Source organism: Staphylococcus shinii (assembly GCF_017583065.1).
GTDB lineage: Bacteria > Bacillota > Bacilli > Staphylococcales > Staphylococcaceae > Staphylococcus > Staphylococcus shinii.
This window is the reverse complement of the sequence record NZ_JAGEVL010000013.1, coordinates 16575-32193: the sequence shown is the minus strand read 5'-3', so window position 1 is coordinate 32193 and position 15619 is coordinate 16575. Positions and strand designations below refer to the sequence as shown.

Annotated in this window: 14 protein-coding genes; 5 read left to right on the top strand and 9 right to left on the bottom strand. The window is 35.3% G+C overall.

Features of this window, described 5'->3' with window-relative positions; translation table 11 throughout:
- Positions 1-709: 709 nt before the first annotated feature.
- From ilvA to ilvD, 9 genes are all read right to left on the bottom strand, one after another.
- Positions 710-1978, bottom strand: coding sequence for a threonine ammonia-lyase IlvA (ilvA, locus tag J5E45_RS13845; RefSeq protein WP_039069588.1), 1269 nt, complete (start codon positions 1976-1978; stop codon positions 710-712).
- A gap of 37 nt (positions 1979-2015) precedes the next feature.
- Positions 2016-2591: a 3-isopropylmalate dehydratase small subunit gene (gene leuD, locus J5E45_RS13840; protein ID WP_208182349.1), complete on the bottom strand. Its 576-nt coding sequence runs from the start codon at positions 2589-2591 to the stop codon at positions 2016-2018.
- Between the two features lies 1 nt (position 2592).
- A complete protein-coding gene (gene leuC / locus J5E45_RS13835) occupies positions 2593-3963 on the bottom strand; it encodes a 3-isopropylmalate dehydratase large subunit (RefSeq protein WP_069793033.1) in 1371 nt (456 codons plus the stop codon).
- A 17-nt stretch (positions 3964-3980) separates the two neighbouring features.
- Entirely contained in the window at positions 3981-5021 is a 1041-nt protein-coding gene (gene leuB / locus J5E45_RS13830; protein WP_101051169.1) for a 3-isopropylmalate dehydrogenase, read from the bottom strand.
- Positions 5018-6553 carry a 2-isopropylmalate synthase gene (locus J5E45_RS13825; protein WP_069793032.1) on the bottom strand — a complete coding sequence of 512 codons (1536 nt, stop codon included), beginning with the start codon at positions 6551-6553 and terminating at the stop codon, positions 5018-5020. Before J5E45_RS13825 ends, leuB begins: the two co-directional genes overlap by 4 nt.
- A 140-nt stretch (positions 6554-6693) precedes the next feature.
- On the bottom strand, positions 6694-7698 hold the full coding sequence (gene ilvC, locus J5E45_RS13820; protein ID WP_039069583.1) for a ketol-acid reductoisomerase: 1005 nt from the start codon (positions 7696-7698) through the stop codon (positions 6694-6696).
- Between the two features lie 48 nt (positions 7699-7746).
- Complete coding sequence (gene ilvN / locus J5E45_RS13815; protein WP_039069582.1) at positions 7747-8220, bottom strand: acetolactate synthase small subunit; 474 nt, start codon at positions 8218-8220, stop codon at positions 7747-7749.
- Entirely contained in the window at positions 8217-10007 is a 1791-nt protein-coding gene (ilvB, locus tag J5E45_RS13810; protein ID WP_069793030.1) for a biosynthetic-type acetolactate synthase large subunit, read from the bottom strand. The genes ilvN and ilvB overlap by 4 nt, the downstream gene beginning before the upstream one ends.
- Before the next feature lie 12 nt (positions 10008-10019).
- Positions 10020-11708: a dihydroxy-acid dehydratase gene (gene ilvD / locus J5E45_RS13805; RefSeq protein ID WP_039069580.1), complete on the bottom strand. Its 1689-nt coding sequence runs from the start codon at positions 11706-11708 to the stop codon at positions 10020-10022.
- Between the two features lie 550 nt (positions 11709-12258).
- On the opposite strand from ilvD, the gene tsaE reads away from it, so the two are divergent.
- The 5 genes from tsaE (at position 12259) to J5E45_RS13780 (ending at position 15514) form a co-directional block, all read left to right on the top strand.
- Positions 12259-12720: a tRNA (adenosine(37)-N6)-threonylcarbamoyltransferase complex ATPase subunit type 1 TsaE gene (gene tsaE, locus J5E45_RS13800; RefSeq protein ID WP_107548890.1), complete on the top strand. Its 462-nt coding sequence runs from the start codon at positions 12259-12261 to the stop codon at positions 12718-12720.
- Positions 12701-13363: a tRNA (adenosine(37)-N6)-threonylcarbamoyltransferase complex dimerization subunit type 1 TsaB gene (gene tsaB, locus J5E45_RS13795; protein ID WP_039069578.1), complete on the top strand. Its 663-nt coding sequence runs from the start codon at positions 12701-12703 to the stop codon at positions 13361-13363. Before tsaE ends, tsaB begins: the two co-directional genes overlap by 20 nt.
- On the top strand, positions 13336-13800 hold the full coding sequence (gene rimI / locus J5E45_RS13790) for a ribosomal protein S18-alanine N-acetyltransferase (protein WP_039069577.1): 465 nt from the start codon (positions 13336-13338) through the stop codon (positions 13798-13800). Before tsaB ends, rimI begins: the two co-directional genes overlap by 28 nt.
- On the top strand, positions 13793-14818 hold the full coding sequence (tsaD, locus tag J5E45_RS13785) for a tRNA (adenosine(37)-N6)-threonylcarbamoyltransferase complex transferase subunit TsaD (protein ID WP_039069576.1): 1026 nt from the start codon (positions 13793-13795) through the stop codon (positions 14816-14818). Before rimI ends, tsaD begins: the two co-directional genes overlap by 8 nt.
- A 273-nt stretch (positions 14819-15091) precedes the next feature.
- Entirely contained in the window at positions 15092-15514 is a 423-nt protein-coding gene (locus J5E45_RS13780; RefSeq protein ID WP_107548892.1) for a VOC family protein, read from the top strand.
- Positions 15515-15619 lie beyond the last annotated feature (105 nt).

Here is a 15619-nt window from a genome sequence, read left to right as displayed (position 1 = left end):
CCGAACACAGAAGTTAAGCTCTTTAGCGCCGATGGTAGTCGGACTTACGTTCCGCAAGAGTAGGACGTTGCCAGGCAGCATTATAGGATGCGATGAGAGCCGAGACCGAAAGGTCTCTTTTTTTATGTATAAAGAGAGCTTAACTTCAACGTAAAACAATTGTCGTGAGAAAGCGTTTGAAGCTGACGAACTAAACGTATGACGAAACGAGCTTACGAGTGGTAAGTGAGTAAGGAAAGCGTGCAAGTGAGAAAAGATGCGAGCGCTTGTCTTACGGCAAGAAAGCTCTTTAGCGCCGAAGGTAGCAGACTTACGTTCCACAAGAGTAGTAAAGGGGAATACATGAGCAAAGCTCATGCATAAGTCCCACTAATACAATGAAATATAATCTGATATGAGAGTCACAATTCTATCTTAATAAATTTAGAACTTAGGATTTAAAAGTGGGACTTTACAGGCAGCATTATAGGATGCGATGAGCCGAGACCGAGAGGTCTCTTTTTTTATGCGCGAAGAGCTTAACTTCAATAGAGAGTAATGGTCGGTTGCAACGGAATACATGAGCAGAAGCTCATGCATAAGTGGTGACTAACTCCCGCTAACTCAATAAATTGAAAATGGTCCTTAAAAGGCCGAGACATATAAAATTTACGTCTCGGCCATAATATACATATAATTATTGTTAAGAAGATTCCTTTAACATACATAATTAAATGAGTAGGGAATAAAGCATTTTATTTTCATTAATATAAATATTAGAATTATCAAACTCGTCTACATTTGCTTTTAAGTTATCTAAATCTTTGTGGTTATTTAATTGGATACCTATGATTACTGTACCTGTATTTTGAGAAGATTTTTTAAGATACTCAAATTTAGTTATATCATCTTTAGGTCCAAGGACTTCATTAACAAACTCTCTTAGTGCACCAGGACGTTGTGGGAAATTTAAAATAAAATAATGTTTCATTTCTTCGAATAATAAAGAACGTTCTTCAATCTCTTTCATTCGATTAATATCATTATTACCACCGCTGACTACACATACAACTGTTTTGCCTTTGATTTCTGATTGATATTGATCAAGTGCTGCGACGCTTAAGGCACCAGCAGGTTCTGCAATAATAGCTTGTTTTGAGTACATATCTAAAATAGTTGAACAAACAGCACCTTCATGTACTTGAACGTAGTCATCAACTACATTTCTACAAATATCAAATGTGATTTGACCTACACGCGCTACAGATGCGCCATCAACAAATTTATCTATATCAGGTAATGTGACAATTTGTTTTTCTAAAACTACTGAAGCATACATACTGCTTGCACCAGCAGGTTCTACACCAATAATCGAAGTTTCAGGAGCATGTTCTTTAAAGTAAGTGCCTACACCTGAAATTAAACCGCCACCACCGATTGCAGCAAATAAATAATCAAATTGAATATCATCTTCTTGTGATTGTTCAATTATTTCTTTTGCTAGTGTCCCTTGTCCAGCAATTGTAAAAATATTATTGAAAGGATCAATAAAGTTCATTTTATTTTCTTCTGTATATACAAGGGCTTCTTTTAAGCAATCATCAAATGTATCTCCAGTTAAAACTACTTCAGTATTACTGCCACCAAAGAATTTCACTTGATTGATTTTTTGTAATGGGGTAGTTACTGGCATAAAAATCACTGCATTTAAATTCAACTTACTAGCAGTATATGCTACACCTTGAGCGTGGTTACCAGCACTAGCACATGTAATGCCGTTTTGGCGATCAATATCATTTAGTGCAATAATTGCATTATATGCACCTCTAAGTTTAAATGATCTTACCCATTGTAAATCTTCACGCTTGAGATAAACATTACAATCATATTTATGAGATAAATAATGATCTTTTTGTAAGGGCGTCTCTTTAGCAATATCTTTTAATTGTAAATAAGCTTCATCGATATCTTTAGAAGACACAGTAGTTTTTACAGTCATATGATTTCACACCTTTATTTATTAATTTAGTAATTAGTTAATACGTTTTTGCTGATTCATAAGATTTTATTGCATCTTCGTATTGTAAAGTCAATGCAATATCATCAAGCCCGTTAACGAGTTTATTCTTCCAAGTTTCATCAATTTCAAAATCAAAAGATTTATCTAATGTAGAAACTGTTTGATTTGGTAAGTCTACAGTAATTTCACCTGCTTGTGCAAGATATTTTCTTACATCTTCATCTAATACTATTGGTAACATCGCATTTTTAGTACAATTCATATAAAAGATATCACTATAACTACCAGCGATAATAATATCAAAACCGTAGTCTTTAAGGGCCCAAGCTGCGTGTTCACGGCTTGAACCACAACCAAAGTTTTCACCAGTAATTAATATCGTAGCATCTTTATATTCAGGTTTATTTGGGTTGAAGTCTGGATTATCTGATCCATCATCTAGATAGCGCCACTCATCAAATGCAAAAGGGCCAAAACCTGATTTTGATATGCGTTTCAAATGTACTTTGGGTATAATTTGATCGGTATCAATATTATCATGGAATAAGGGAACTACTTTACTTGTATAAGTAGTAATAGGTTTAATTTCCATATTAGACAACCACCTTTCTTACGTCTACAAACTTCCCGTTAATTGCTGCAGCTGCTGCCATTGCAGGAGAAACTAGGTGAGTCCGTGCACCTTTACCTTGTCGACCTTCAAAGTTTCGGTTGCTAGTTGATGCACAATGTACGCCATCAGGTACTTGGTCAGGGTTCATACCTAGACACATTGAGCAACCAGGTTCACGCCAATCAAATCCTGCTTCTTTGAAAATTTTATCAAGACCCATTTTTTCAGCCTCGATTTTCACAGTACGCGATCCAGGTACCACAATAGCTGTAATATTTGGATGAACTTTATTTCCTTTTATGATATGACTAGCTTCAACCAAATCAGAGAGACGAGCATTTGTACATGATCCTAAGAATACATATCCTAGGTTAATATCTTCAGCTTTTTGACCAGGTTGCAGACCCATATAATTATAAGCACGCTCATCGTTAACATTTTCTATTTCAGGGAAAGGTGTATGGAAACTTACGCCCATTTCTGGACTTGTCCCCCATGTTACTTGAGGCTCTAAATCAGATACATCCATTTCAATGACTCTATCAAATTCAGCGTCTTCATCTGTATAGAGTTCACGCCACGCATCAATATCATATTCAAAGTTAGTGGCATAAGGACGGCCCTTAACATAATCAAATGTAGTATCATCAGGAGCCATCATACCGTATTTTGCACCTGCTTCAATAGCCATGTTACAAATAGTCATTCTTGCTTCCATAGATAGGTTTTGAATTGTTTCACCAGCAAATTCCAATGCATAACCTGTACCAAAATCAACACCATATTGGTTAATTAAATATAGAATAATATCTTTTGCATAAACACCAGTAGGCAATTGACCAGTGACTTCAATTTTTAGATTCTTAGGTTTAGTTTGCCAAAGTGATTGTGTCGCAAAAACATGTTCAACTTCACTTGTACCAATACCGAAAGCAATTGCACCAAACGCACCATGTGTTGCAGTGTGTGAATCTCCACATACTATAGTTTTTCCTGGCTGTGTTAAACCAGTTTCAGGACCAACCATGTGGACAATCCCTTGTTCATCAGAGCCCATATCAAAGATATGAACACCAAATGCTTTAGCATTATTTTGCAAAGTCGTAATTTGTTTATTTGCAATTTCATCTTTAATATTAAAAATATCTACTGTTGGTACATTATGGTCAAGCGTAGCATAAGTCAAGTCTGGTCTGCGTAGTTGTCTATTATTAAGTCTTAATCCTTCAAAAGCTTGAGGAGATGTGACTTCATGTATAAGATGCAAATCTATATATAATAACTGCGGGTCACCTTCTTTACCAGTTAGTACATGTTTGTTCCAAACTTTATCAAATAGTGTTTTACCCATATGACATCTCCTCCTTTTTAAAGATTTTTCTTAACGTAATTAAAAATATCAGATGTATTATAATCTCCATTGAGATCGCGTGTTGTTTTGCCTTCTTTAATTAATTGATAAATAACTGATTCTAATTTATCAGCTGCGTTATTTTGGTTTAAACTTTCTCTAAGACACATCACAACAGATAGTAGCATACCAAATGGATTTGCAATATCTTGGTTAGCAATATCTGGTGCAGAGCCATGTATAGGTTCATAAAGTCTAGGACCCCGTTCACTAAAGCTTGCAGAAGGTGATAAACCTAGAGAACCTGGGATTACAGATGCTTCATCGCTTAAAATATCGCCGAATAAATTTTCTGTAACAATGACATCGAATTGTGCTGGATTAGTGATTAAGTGCATCGCACAAGCATCAACAAGTAAATGGTTCACTTCAACTTCAGGGTACTCATGGGCGACATCATTAATCACTTGACGCCATAATTTACTGGAAGATAATACATTTTCTTTATCAACTGAAGTTAATTTTTTATGACGCTTTTGAGCTAAATCAAAGCCAACTCTAGCAATTCTTTCAATTTCAGTTCTAGTATAAGTTAATGAATCGAGTGCGTCGTTATCATTTAATTGTTTTGGCTCACCGAAATAGATACCACCGGTTAGCTCTCTTACTATAATGAAATCTGTACCTGCAACACGTTCTTCTTTAATAGGGGATAAATGGCTAGTGCCATTCGTAACTGTAGTAGGGCGTATATTTGCAAACAGACCTAAAGCTTTACGAATACCTAATAAACCTTGTTCTGGTCTATTATTAGGATCTGTCCAATTAGGTCCCCCCACAGCACCTAATAGAATTGCGTCTGCATTTTTACAAGCATTTAATGTTGATTCTGGAAGTGGTTCACCGTGATTATCAATGGCAATGCCACCAAAATCATGTGTTTCTATATCATAATCAAAATTAAAGGATTTACTGAGTTGTTGTAATACTTCTAATGAACCATTCAATATTTCAGGTCCAATTCCATCTCCTGGAAGGGCTACAATCTTATGGCTCATGAGTGAATACCTTCTTCCTCATGAGTATTTGCTACATATTTGGCATGCGCTTCAACATATGATTTACAAGAAGCTAATAAGATATCATGGTCAATACCTACACCAGTAACAATTTGATCATCTATCTTAATTTGTACATGTACTTCTGCTTGAGCGTCTGTACCTTCAGTTACTGAATCTATGCGATACTCAATAAGTTCTGTATTGCGATCAAAAATACGATCAACAGCGTTATATACGGAAACAATTGATCCAGTACCAATACTTGAATCTTGATAGGTGTTTCCATCTTTATCTTTAATAACGACAACTGCACTTTGTAGACCATTAGATACAAATTGGAGCTGTAATGTTTCTACTTTATAGATTGCATTTTGTTCATGCTCTGTACCTTGAATTAATGCATGAATGTCACGATCTGTGACTGATTTCTTCTTATCTGCAATCGTTTTAAACTGTTTAAATAATGCTTTTTGATCTTCTGGTTCTACATCGTAACCTAAAGCTACTAGTTTTTCTGCAAAGGCATGCTTACCTGATAGTTTTCCAAGGGGTAGTTCAGTAGTTTTTACACCAACTAGTTGCGGCGTCATAATTTCATATGTTTCTGGGTTTTTCAGTACGCCGTCCTGATGAATACCAGATTCATGACTGAATGCATTTTGTCCGACTATTGCCTTATTTCTAGGAACTCGGATACCTGCAAATCTAGCAATTAAATCTGAAGTTTGTTTGGTTTCTTGTAGATTGATTTTTGTTTGATTATTGTAATGATCTTGTCGAACGTAAAGGCCGAGAGCAACTTCCTCGAGGGCTGTATTACCTGCACGTTCCCCAATACCATTTAATGTACCTTCGATGCGTTTCGCACCATTTTCAATTGCTGCCATACTATTTGCTACAGCTAGTCCAAGGTCATCATGACAATGCGCACTATAAATTACTTCATGGTTAGTTGTTATTGATTCTTGCAGTGTTTTGAAAATTTGGCCATATTCTTTAGGATAACTGAATCCTACAGTATCAGGTATATTGATAACACTGGCTCCGGCGTCTACAGCTGTTTGAACACATTCGATTAAAAATGATGGTTCTGTTCTTGTAGCGTCTTCAGGTGAAAATTGAACGACATCAAAGTATTGTTTCGCATAAGCTACATGCTCTTTAATTGAAGCTAATACTTCTTCTTTAGACATCATTAATTTTGAATCTCGGTGTATTGGACTAGTCGCTATAAAAACATGAATTCTCGGTTTTGCAGCTTCTTTTGTAGCTTCATATACAGCATCTATATCTTTCTTTACACAACGTGCTAATCCACAAACTGCAGTTGTAGTTAATGCTCTAGATATTGCTTCAACAGATTTGAAACTACCAGTACTTGATGCAGGAAAACCCGCTTCTATGATATCGACGCCCCATTTTTCCAGTTGTCTTGCTATCTTCAATCTTTCATCGAATGAAAAGTTTACTCCAGGTGTTTGTTCACCGTCTCTAAGTGTTGTATCAAAAATTTGAATATGGCTACTCATTTTCAACATCTCCTATTTCTAAATTTTAGACACAATTGGTAAGTCGTAAGTATTAAAGAATCTCAAAGAGGGGACAAAATTAAGCGTGATTATACCTAATGAGATTCTTCTTACTACGAGTTAACAAATATAGTGTCTATTTATTTTTCAATACTTTTAGATTTAATGAATGGCATCATTTCACGAAGATCTCTACCAACTGCTTCGATTTGATGTCCATGTTGTTCTTCACGTAGTTTGTGGAATTCTTCAAAGTTATTTTCATTATCTTTAATAAAGCGATCACTGAAGTTTCCTTTTTGAATATCTTCTAGTACAGCTTTCATATTATCTTTTACATCTGGTGTGATAACACGTGGACCAGAAACATAGTCGCCAAACTCTGCTGTATTAGAAATTGAATAACGCATGTTTTCCATTCCGCCTTCATACATTAAATCAACGATAAGTTTCATTTCATGTAATACTTCGAAGTAAGCAATTTCAGGTTGATAACCCGCTTCTACTAACGTTTCGAAACCAGATTGGATTAATTTAGTAGTACCACCACATAATACTGCTTGTTCACCAAATAAATCAGTCTCAGTTTCTTCTTTAAATGAAGTTTCTAATACACCTGCACGAGTTGCTCCGATACCTTTTGCATAGCTTAATGCTAAATCAGTAGCTTCACCACTAGCATCTTGCTCAACAGCAAATAGGGCAGGGACTGCACTACCTTCAGCGAATGTACGACGTACTAAATGTCCTGGTCCTTTTGGTGCAACTAGGAATACATCTACGTCTTCTGGTGGTTGAATTACACCGAAATGAATATTAAATCCATGTGCAAATACTAATGCATTATTAGGTTCTAAATTAGGTGCAACTTCTTCTTTATATACTTGTCCTTGGATTTCATCTGGTAAAAGTACCATGATAACATCAGCTTGTTTTGCTGCTTCATTTACAGGGTATACTTCGAAGCCATCATCTTTTGCTTTATCAAAAGAACGTCCATGTCTGATACCGATAATTACGTCATAACCGTTGTCTTTTAAATTTTGAGCGTGGGCGTGTCCTTGAGATCCATAGCCTAAGACTGCTACTTTTTTACCTTGTAAAGCGTCTTTCGTTACTGATTGGTCATAATAAACTGTTGTCATAATAAAATCCTCCATGTTTTTTAAAATTTAGTTATTGTTGTTTCAAAACTATACTAAAGCTGCTGAACCGGTTCTTGAAACTTGTTCAATTTGATATGATGATAGATCATCTAATAAATTATCCATCGTATATTGTGGACCTGAAGCTTGAAGGTAAGTATACTCATCTTCATTTTTCAATATAGAGACTAGCGCATCATAAGGTTTGATTACTTTTTGTAAGTCTTGTTGATTTATTGGTTTTTGTAATTTCACCAATACCAATTCTCTATTGTAAGTATTGGTTTCTGTAATATCTTCAACGTCTATGATATTAATTTGTTTTTCAAGTTGTTGTAATAAATTACGTAATACATCTGTATCTGGTACTTCTGCTACAAACGTTATATCAGATATACCTTCCTCTAATGTAGGTGTCGCAGAGAGTGTAACGATGTTAAATTGTCTACGAACGAAAATACTCGTTAATCTATTTAATGTACCAGCTTTATCTCTTACCTTAGTTCTAAATGTCCTTCTCATAATAGTCCCTCCATCTCATGGTTGGCTTTACCACTTGGTACCATAGGAGTTACTGGTTCGATTGGTGAAATACGAACGTCGATTAGTGCTGGTCCATCGTGTTGGAAAGCCGCATCAATTTGTTGTTCTAATTGTGCAGGATCATCAACGATATATCCTTTGACATTATATGCTTCAGCGATTTTTAAAAAGTCTGGTTGACCATTAAATACTGAATGTGAGAAACGTTTATTGAAAAACTTATCTTGCCATTGTTTAACCATACCTAGGGTACCGTTATTAACAATTACAATTTTTATATCAAGGTTGTATTCTTCTAAAATTGCCATTTCTTGATTGGTCATTTGGAAACCACCGTCGCCTACAAAGCAAATAACTGTTTTATCAGGTTCTGCAAGTTTTGCTCCAATAGCAGCAGGGATACCAAATCCCATTGTTCCTAAACCACCACTTGTTACAATTTGCCCGTGGTCTTTGAATGGGTAGTACTGAGCAACCCACATTTGATGTTGACCCACATCGGTTGTTACGATTGCATCTCCATTTGTGATTTCGCCTATATACTCAATTGTACGTTGTGGCTTGGAGAAAACACCTTGCTCATCTTCTTGATAGGCAAAAGGTTGATTTACTTTGTTTTCATTACAAGTTTCTAACCATGCTTCATGTTTAATTGAATAGCTATCAAAATCTAATAGTGCCTCTAATGTAGCTTTACAATCTGCAACAATGCCCAAATCTACTTTGATTATTTTATTAATTTCTGATGGATCGATGTCTACGTGAACAATCTTAGCGTTTGGCGCAAATTCATCTGGATTACTAGCTAAACGGTCATCAAAACGACTACCAAAGTTGATGAGTAAATCACATTCAGTTAATGCCATATTACTGGCGTATGATCCATGCATACCGCCCATACCCAAGAAATAGGGGTTTTCATATGGTATTGCACCAAGCCCAAGTAATGTACTAACTACTGGTAATTGATGTCTATTTATAAATTCAGTAAATACATCATTCGCTTTTGCATGGTTAATGCCTGCACCAGAAAGAACAACGGGTTTTTTAGAGCTTTTTAAATAATCACGAAGCTTTTGTATGTCTTCCTTTGCTGGTTGATTTGGCACTGTATAACCTGGTAATTCAATTTCGTTTGTGATTTGAGCGTTGGTCGATAAGATTCCCATATCTTTAGGGAAATCGATAACCACAGGACCTTTTCTACCACTATTAGCGATATAGAAAGCTTCATGGATTATTTTAGGAATATCACTAACATTTTTAACTTGGTAGTTATGTTTTGTTATTGGTGTTGTCATAGAAAGTAAATCTGCTTCTTGAAAGGCATCTTTACCTATGCCTGGTGTTGCTACTTGTCCAGTGATCACTACCAAAGGTAACGAATCACTATAAGCATCAGCGATACCAGTGATAGCATTTGTTGCCCCTGGACCACTCGTGACAACAACTACACCAGTATTGCCTGATACACGTGCATAACCCTCTGCTGCATGAGTAGCACCTTGTTCATGTCTTGCTAGAATATGCTTGATTTTACCTTCATAAAAAGTGTCATAAAGCGGAAGAACCGCGCCACCAGGATATCCAAATATAAAATCTACTTTTTCATTTGCAAGAGATTCAACGAGCAATTCTGAACCAGATTTCATTTCATCTATTGTTTCTTGTTCTAATTCAACTTCAGGTTCAACAGTTTCAGCGGCTTCTAAATAATCAAAATTTTCTGACATTTCTTGTTCAAGCGTTTCAGTTTGTCTAGACATAGTGCTCACTCCTTAAATTAGATTTTCTGGTACTTGCATGATGCCACCTGTATTAGCGCTTGTTACTAAAGCAGTGTAACGTGCAAGATAACCTGTTTTTACTTTTGCTTTAAATGGTTTTAAATCTTGTTTTCTAGCTTCTAATGTTTCGGTTGATACTTCAACGTCTAAAGTTCTGTTTGTTAAATCAATTGTAATTTCATCACCGTCCTTGATGAGACCAATTGGGCCACCTGAAGCTGCTTCTGGAGATACATGGCCTACTGCGATACCACGTGTTGCGCCTGAGAAACGGCCATCTGTTATTAAAGCTACATCTTTACCTAATCCTCTACCTACAATTGAGGAAGTAGGGGCCAACATTTCTGGCATTCCAGGACCACCTTTAGGACCTTCGTATCTAATAACTACTACGTGACCTTCACGAACAATATGGTTATCAATTGCTTCAACTGCTTCATCGTGTGAATCAAAACAAATTGCTTTACCTTTAAATACTTTAATAGATGGGTCAACGCCACCAACTTTTATAACTGCACCTTTTGGCGCTATGTTACCGTATAAAATGGATAAACCACCTTGTTTATCATAAGGGTTATCAAGATGCCTAATAACATCATTGTTTAAAATTGCTTTGTCTTCATTATTTTCTCGTAATGTTTTGCCTGTAGCTGTTATTCTGTCTGGATGAAGTGTACCTTCTTTTTTGAACAATTCATTGATGATTGCAGGAACACCACCAGCTTCATGTACATCATGCATTGAATATGAAGAGCTAGGTGCAATTTTTGAAAGATAAGGTGTCTTTTTGGCAATTTCATTGATTCGTGTTAAATCATAATCAATACCCGCTTCGTTAGCAATTGCTAGTGTGTGTAATACAGTATTTGTTGAACCACCCATTGCCATGTCTAAAGCGAATGCGTCATCAATTGCTTCTCGTGTTACGATATCTTTTGGTTTTAAATCGTTTTTAATGTTATCTACTAATTTAAATGCTGCTTCTCTAATCATTTCTCTGCGTTGGTCACTCACTGCTAATGCTGTACCATTGTATGGAAGGGCAAGTCCTAATACTTCCATTAAACAGTTCATTGAATTGGCTGTGAACATTCCAGAACACGAACCACAAGTAGGACACGCATTTTGTTCCATATCTAAGAATTCTTCTTTCGAAATTGAACCATCTTTAAAGGCTCCTACAGCTTCAAACATTGATGATAATGTTAAAGCTTTTCCTTCAGAAGATAGTCCTGCTTTCATAGGGCCGCCCGAACAAAAGATTGCAGGGACGTTTGTTCTTACTGCAGCTAATAACATACCAGGTGTTATTTTGTCACAGTTTGGAATGTAAAATACGCCATCAAACCAGTGTGCATTAATTACAGTTTCTGCAGCGTCTGCGATGATTTCTCTAGAGGGTAGGGAGTATCTCATTCCAATATGACCCATTGCGATACCATCATCAACGCCGATTGTGTCAAATTCAAAGGGAATTGCGCCTGCTTCACGAATTGCTTCTTTGGCAATATCTGCTAATTCTCTCAGATGTACATGTCCAGGGACAATGTCGATATACGAATTACAAATTGCCACGAAGGGCTTGTTCATATCTGTTGGTTTTTCTAATGCACCAGTAGCGTGCAAAAGACTTCTTGCTGGAGCTTGCTGATCTCCTTTTTTGATCATATCGCTTCTCATATCTAATTCCCCCATAAAATTGAAAATAAAAAAGCGTCCCAATAAATAATTGGGACGCTTTTAAGTCCCATTCAACTAGAATAAGGACTTAAACGTTTAGTAGTTTCTTTACTAAAGTTCCAGTCCTATGAGCATAATAAAATGACTAAAATATTTGAAGTTGTTGGTTGATATTGCATTGTATTTTTGGTCATTTTATTATACTCCTCTCGATAGAATGGTTTATTTTTTTGATTTGTTTGAAATGTCTAAAAATTTGATAAATTAAATTTACTACATCATATTGCCTATGTCAACAACTTTTTGTAATTTTCTATCAATTCAAACTATTCTAATTTGGTAAGAACTTGTTTCACTTTGAAGTAATATTGGAAAAAATTTGTTAAACTATAATAGTTAATTTTATGTAGATAAAAAGTTATAAGAATGTATACACTCAAAATTTATATTTAAGCTTTCCAAAGTTTATTGCACAACAGTGGCTGCTAATGCATAAGCGACACTAATCCAAATAAATTTGGAAGTGTCGCTAAAAAAGAGGGAGAGGAATATGATAAAAATTAATAATATAAATGACATGTCACGTTTTGGTGAGGTGTTAACTAAACATCTATCTGCCGGTGATTTAATTTTACTGAATGGAGACTTAGGTGCTGGAAAGACAACTTTAAGCCAGTTTATTGGAAAGTCATTAGGCGTAAATCGCAACATTAATTCTCCAACATTTAATATTATAAAGTCATACCAAGGTACGGATTTAAAATTACATCATATGGATTGTTATAGATTAGAAGATTCAGAAGAAGATTTAGGTTTTGATGAATATTTTGAAGATGAGGCTGTAATTCTAATTGAATGGAGTCAATTTATAGCAGAATTTTTACCCGAGCATTATTTATCTGTTAATATTCAAACAGAAAATGATGCCGAGCGCACAATAACAATAAATGCTCAAGGAGAGCATTATCTTAGAATTAAGGAGGACGTTGAACGTGAACTATCTGCTAATTGATACATCTAATCAGCCCTTATCAGTTGCTGTAATGCAAGATGATAAAGTGCTAAACGAGATAAATACTAACGAAAAAACAAATCATTCAGTACAATTAATGCCAGCTATTTCCAAAGTGATTACTGACAGTCAATTAGCAAAAGAAGATATAGATTCCATTGTAGTAGCCGAGGGACCAGGGTCGTATACTGGTCTAAGAATTGGCGTTACTGTAGCTAAAACATTAGCCTATGCCTTAAATGCTAAACTTTATGGCGTATCTTCACTAAAAGCACTCGCTGCAACAGCAATTGAAGAAACTGGTTTAATCGTACCAATATTTGACGCTCGACGTGAAGCGGTTTATACAGGCGTTTATAAAAATGAAAATGGGCGATTAAAGCAAATTATAAAAGATCAATATATATCAATTAAAGCATTGTTAGATTTATTACACGAACTAGCTGAACCATATAAATTTATTGGGATAGATAGCGAAAAGTTAGAGGCGTTATTAGATAATTCTTGTATTCCAAACTTACCACAAGCCAAGTATATGCAAGCACTCATAGATCAACCAACCGAAGTACATCAATTTAAACCAAACTATATTAAAGTATCTGAGGCTGAAAGAAATTGGTTAAACCAACAGAACAAGAGTTAAATATTCGGTTAATGAATTTGGGGGACGTCCCTCAAGTATTTGATATAGAAAGAAATAGTTTTAATGATAGTAGTTGGTCAATTGATGCATTTTATCATGAAGTAGAAAAAAATGAATTTGCACATTACTTTATTATAGAATTTAATGAAAAAATAATTGGCTATATAGGTGTTTGGATTGTTATAGATCAAGCACAAATAACTACGGTTGCGATAGATGAATCTTATAGAGGCTATGGTTTAGGACAATTATTACTCAAATATGCAATGAATTATGTCCAAACTAAATGTGAAATAATGAGTTTAGAAGTGCGCGTAGATAATGAAATCGCGCAACATGTTTATACAAACTTAGGTTTTCAATATGGTGGTAAGCGAAAAAATTATTACGGTGAAGGTGAGGATGCAATAGTTATGTGGGTGAATTTAAATGAATGAAGCAACAATAATATTAGCAATTGAATCCAGTTGTGATGAAACAAGTGTCAGTGTTATTAAAGATGGGACAGAGATATTAAGTAATATTGTTCTAAGTCAAATTGAAAGTCATAAAAGATTTGGTGGCGTCGTACCAGAAGTAGCGAGTAGACATCATGTTGAAGGTATTACAGCTACTATTGATGAGGCGTTGAATACTGCTGATGTAACAATGAAGCAAGTTGACGCAGTAGCAGTCACACAAGGTCCAGGCTTGATAGGGGCATTGCTAGTAGGTATAAATGCTGCGAAAGCACTGGCATTTGCGTATGACAAACCGTTAATCCCAGTACATCATATAGCAGGTCATATATACGCAAACCATTTAGAAAAGCCACTCCAGTTTCCAGTTATGTCCTTAATCGTTTCGGGCGGACATACAGAATTAATTTATATGAAAAATCATTTGAACTTCGAGGTGATTGGTGAAACTAGAGATGATGCCGTAGGTGAAGCATATGACAAGGTAGCTAGAACCATTGGTCTTAGTTATCCAGGTGGGCCACAAGTTGATAAATTAGCAGTTCAGGGTCAAGATAGCTATGATTTTCCAAGAGTATGGTTAGATAAAGATAGTTATGATTTTAGTTTTAGTGGATTAAAAAGTGCAGTAATAAACAAACTTCATAACGTTCGACAAAAAGGTTTAGAAATTAACGAAGCGGATGTTGCCACAAGTTTTCAAAATAGTGTTGTTGAAGTATTAGTTGGTAAATCCATAGCAGCATGTGAAGCTTATAATGTAAACCAACTTATTGTTGCAGGTGGTGTAGCGAGTAATAAAGGTTTAAGATCTGCATTATCTGAAGCTTGTGAAAGTCACAATATCACACTCTCAATACCAAGCCCTAAACTATGTACAGATAATGCTGCTATGATTGGTGCAGCGGCTCACTATTTATATCATGCAGGCATAACAGCAGATATGACATTGAACGGTGTTAACAGTTTAGATATTGAAGCATTTACAGTTAAATAATTAGTGAAAATTACTAACTTAATATTAGGTAGTTACTTTCAAAAAAGTCCTGGACATCAATAAATGTCTTGGACTTTTTCATGTTTATCAGACTTATGGATATTGAATAAATTGGTTGCTGTTCTTTAAGTTTTTAACTATTTAAGGTTGTCGCGCAAAAAATTAAAATTCCAAACTTTATAACAACAGAATATGGGTATAGGTAGTTTATAGAGAGTTAAATAATTGATTTAATATGTGTTGATGTTTAACACAATAAGGAGGATGTTAATAATGAAAGCAGTTCAATACTTTAATTTTCAAAATAGTTTAGCCGCGTTAAACTTTTATGAAGAGTATTTTGGCGCGACGGATATACAACGTGTAGGTGGAGACCATGAAATGTTCGCAGATATGCCTGAAGAATATCAAGTGGATGCAGATTTTACAATGAACGCCTCATTTAATATACTTGGCGAAACATTTTATTGCAGTGACACGTGGAAAAATAAAAAAATAGATAATAGTGGTGCGATTGTTACATTTACATTTGATGGCTCGAATGAATCTGAAAAAGAAACAGCGAAAGCGTTTTTTGATAAAGCAGTAGCAGCAGGGTGCGAAGTAACGATGCCATTAGGTAAAACAGAATGGTCAGATCTTTATGGCATGTTTAATGATCCATTTGGCGTTACTTGGATGATTAACGCAGAATAAAGCATGAATTTAAGTCGAATCTTTATAACAAATAAACTGAATTATACAAATCGAGAGGTTGGATTATATCACCATCCTCTCGATTGTGGTTATAGGTCACAACAA

Excerpts from the sequence above, each read along its gene's own strand:
- leuB (WP_101051169.1), bottom strand. The coding sequence starts at position 5,021 with ATGAGCCATAAGATTGTAGCCCTTCCAGGAGATGGAATTGGACCTGAA.
- leuD (WP_208182349.1), bottom strand. The coding sequence starts at position 2,591 with ATGGAAATTAAACCTATTACTACTTATACAAGTAAAGTAGTTCCCTTA.
- ilvB (WP_069793030.1), bottom strand. The coding sequence starts at position 10,007 with ATGTCTAGACAAACTGAAACGCTTGAACAAGAAATGTCAGAAAATTTT.
- ilvC (WP_039069583.1), bottom strand. The coding sequence starts at position 7,698 with ATGACAACAGTTTATTATGACCAATCAGTAACGAAAGACGCTTTACAA.
- tsaD (WP_039069576.1), top strand. The coding sequence starts at position 13,793 with ATGAATGAAGCAACAATAATATTAGCAATTGAATCCAGTTGTGATGAA.
- ilvD (WP_039069580.1), bottom strand. The coding sequence starts at position 11,708 with ATGAGAAGCGATATGATCAAAAAAGGAGATCAGCAAGCTCCAGCAAGA.
- leuC (WP_069793033.1), bottom strand. The coding sequence starts at position 3,963 with ATGGGTAAAACACTATTTGATAAAGTTTGGAACAAACATGTACTAACT.
- ilvN (WP_039069582.1), bottom strand. The coding sequence starts at position 8,220 with ATGAGAAGGACATTTAGAACTAAGGTAAGAGATAAAGCTGGTACATTA.
- ilvA (WP_039069588.1), bottom strand. The coding sequence starts at position 1,978 with ATGACTGTAAAAACTACTGTGTCTTCTAAAGATATCGATGAAGCTTAT.
- J5E45_RS13780 (WP_107548892.1), top strand. The coding sequence starts at position 15,092 with ATGAAAGCAGTTCAATACTTTAATTTTCAAAATAGTTTAGCCGCGTTA.
- J5E45_RS13825 (WP_069793032.1), bottom strand. The coding sequence starts at position 6,553 with ATGAGTAGCCATATTCAAATTTTTGATACAACACTTAGAGACGGTGAA.
- tsaE (WP_107548890.1), top strand. The coding sequence starts at position 12,259 with ATGATAAAAATTAATAATATAAATGACATGTCACGTTTTGGTGAGGTG.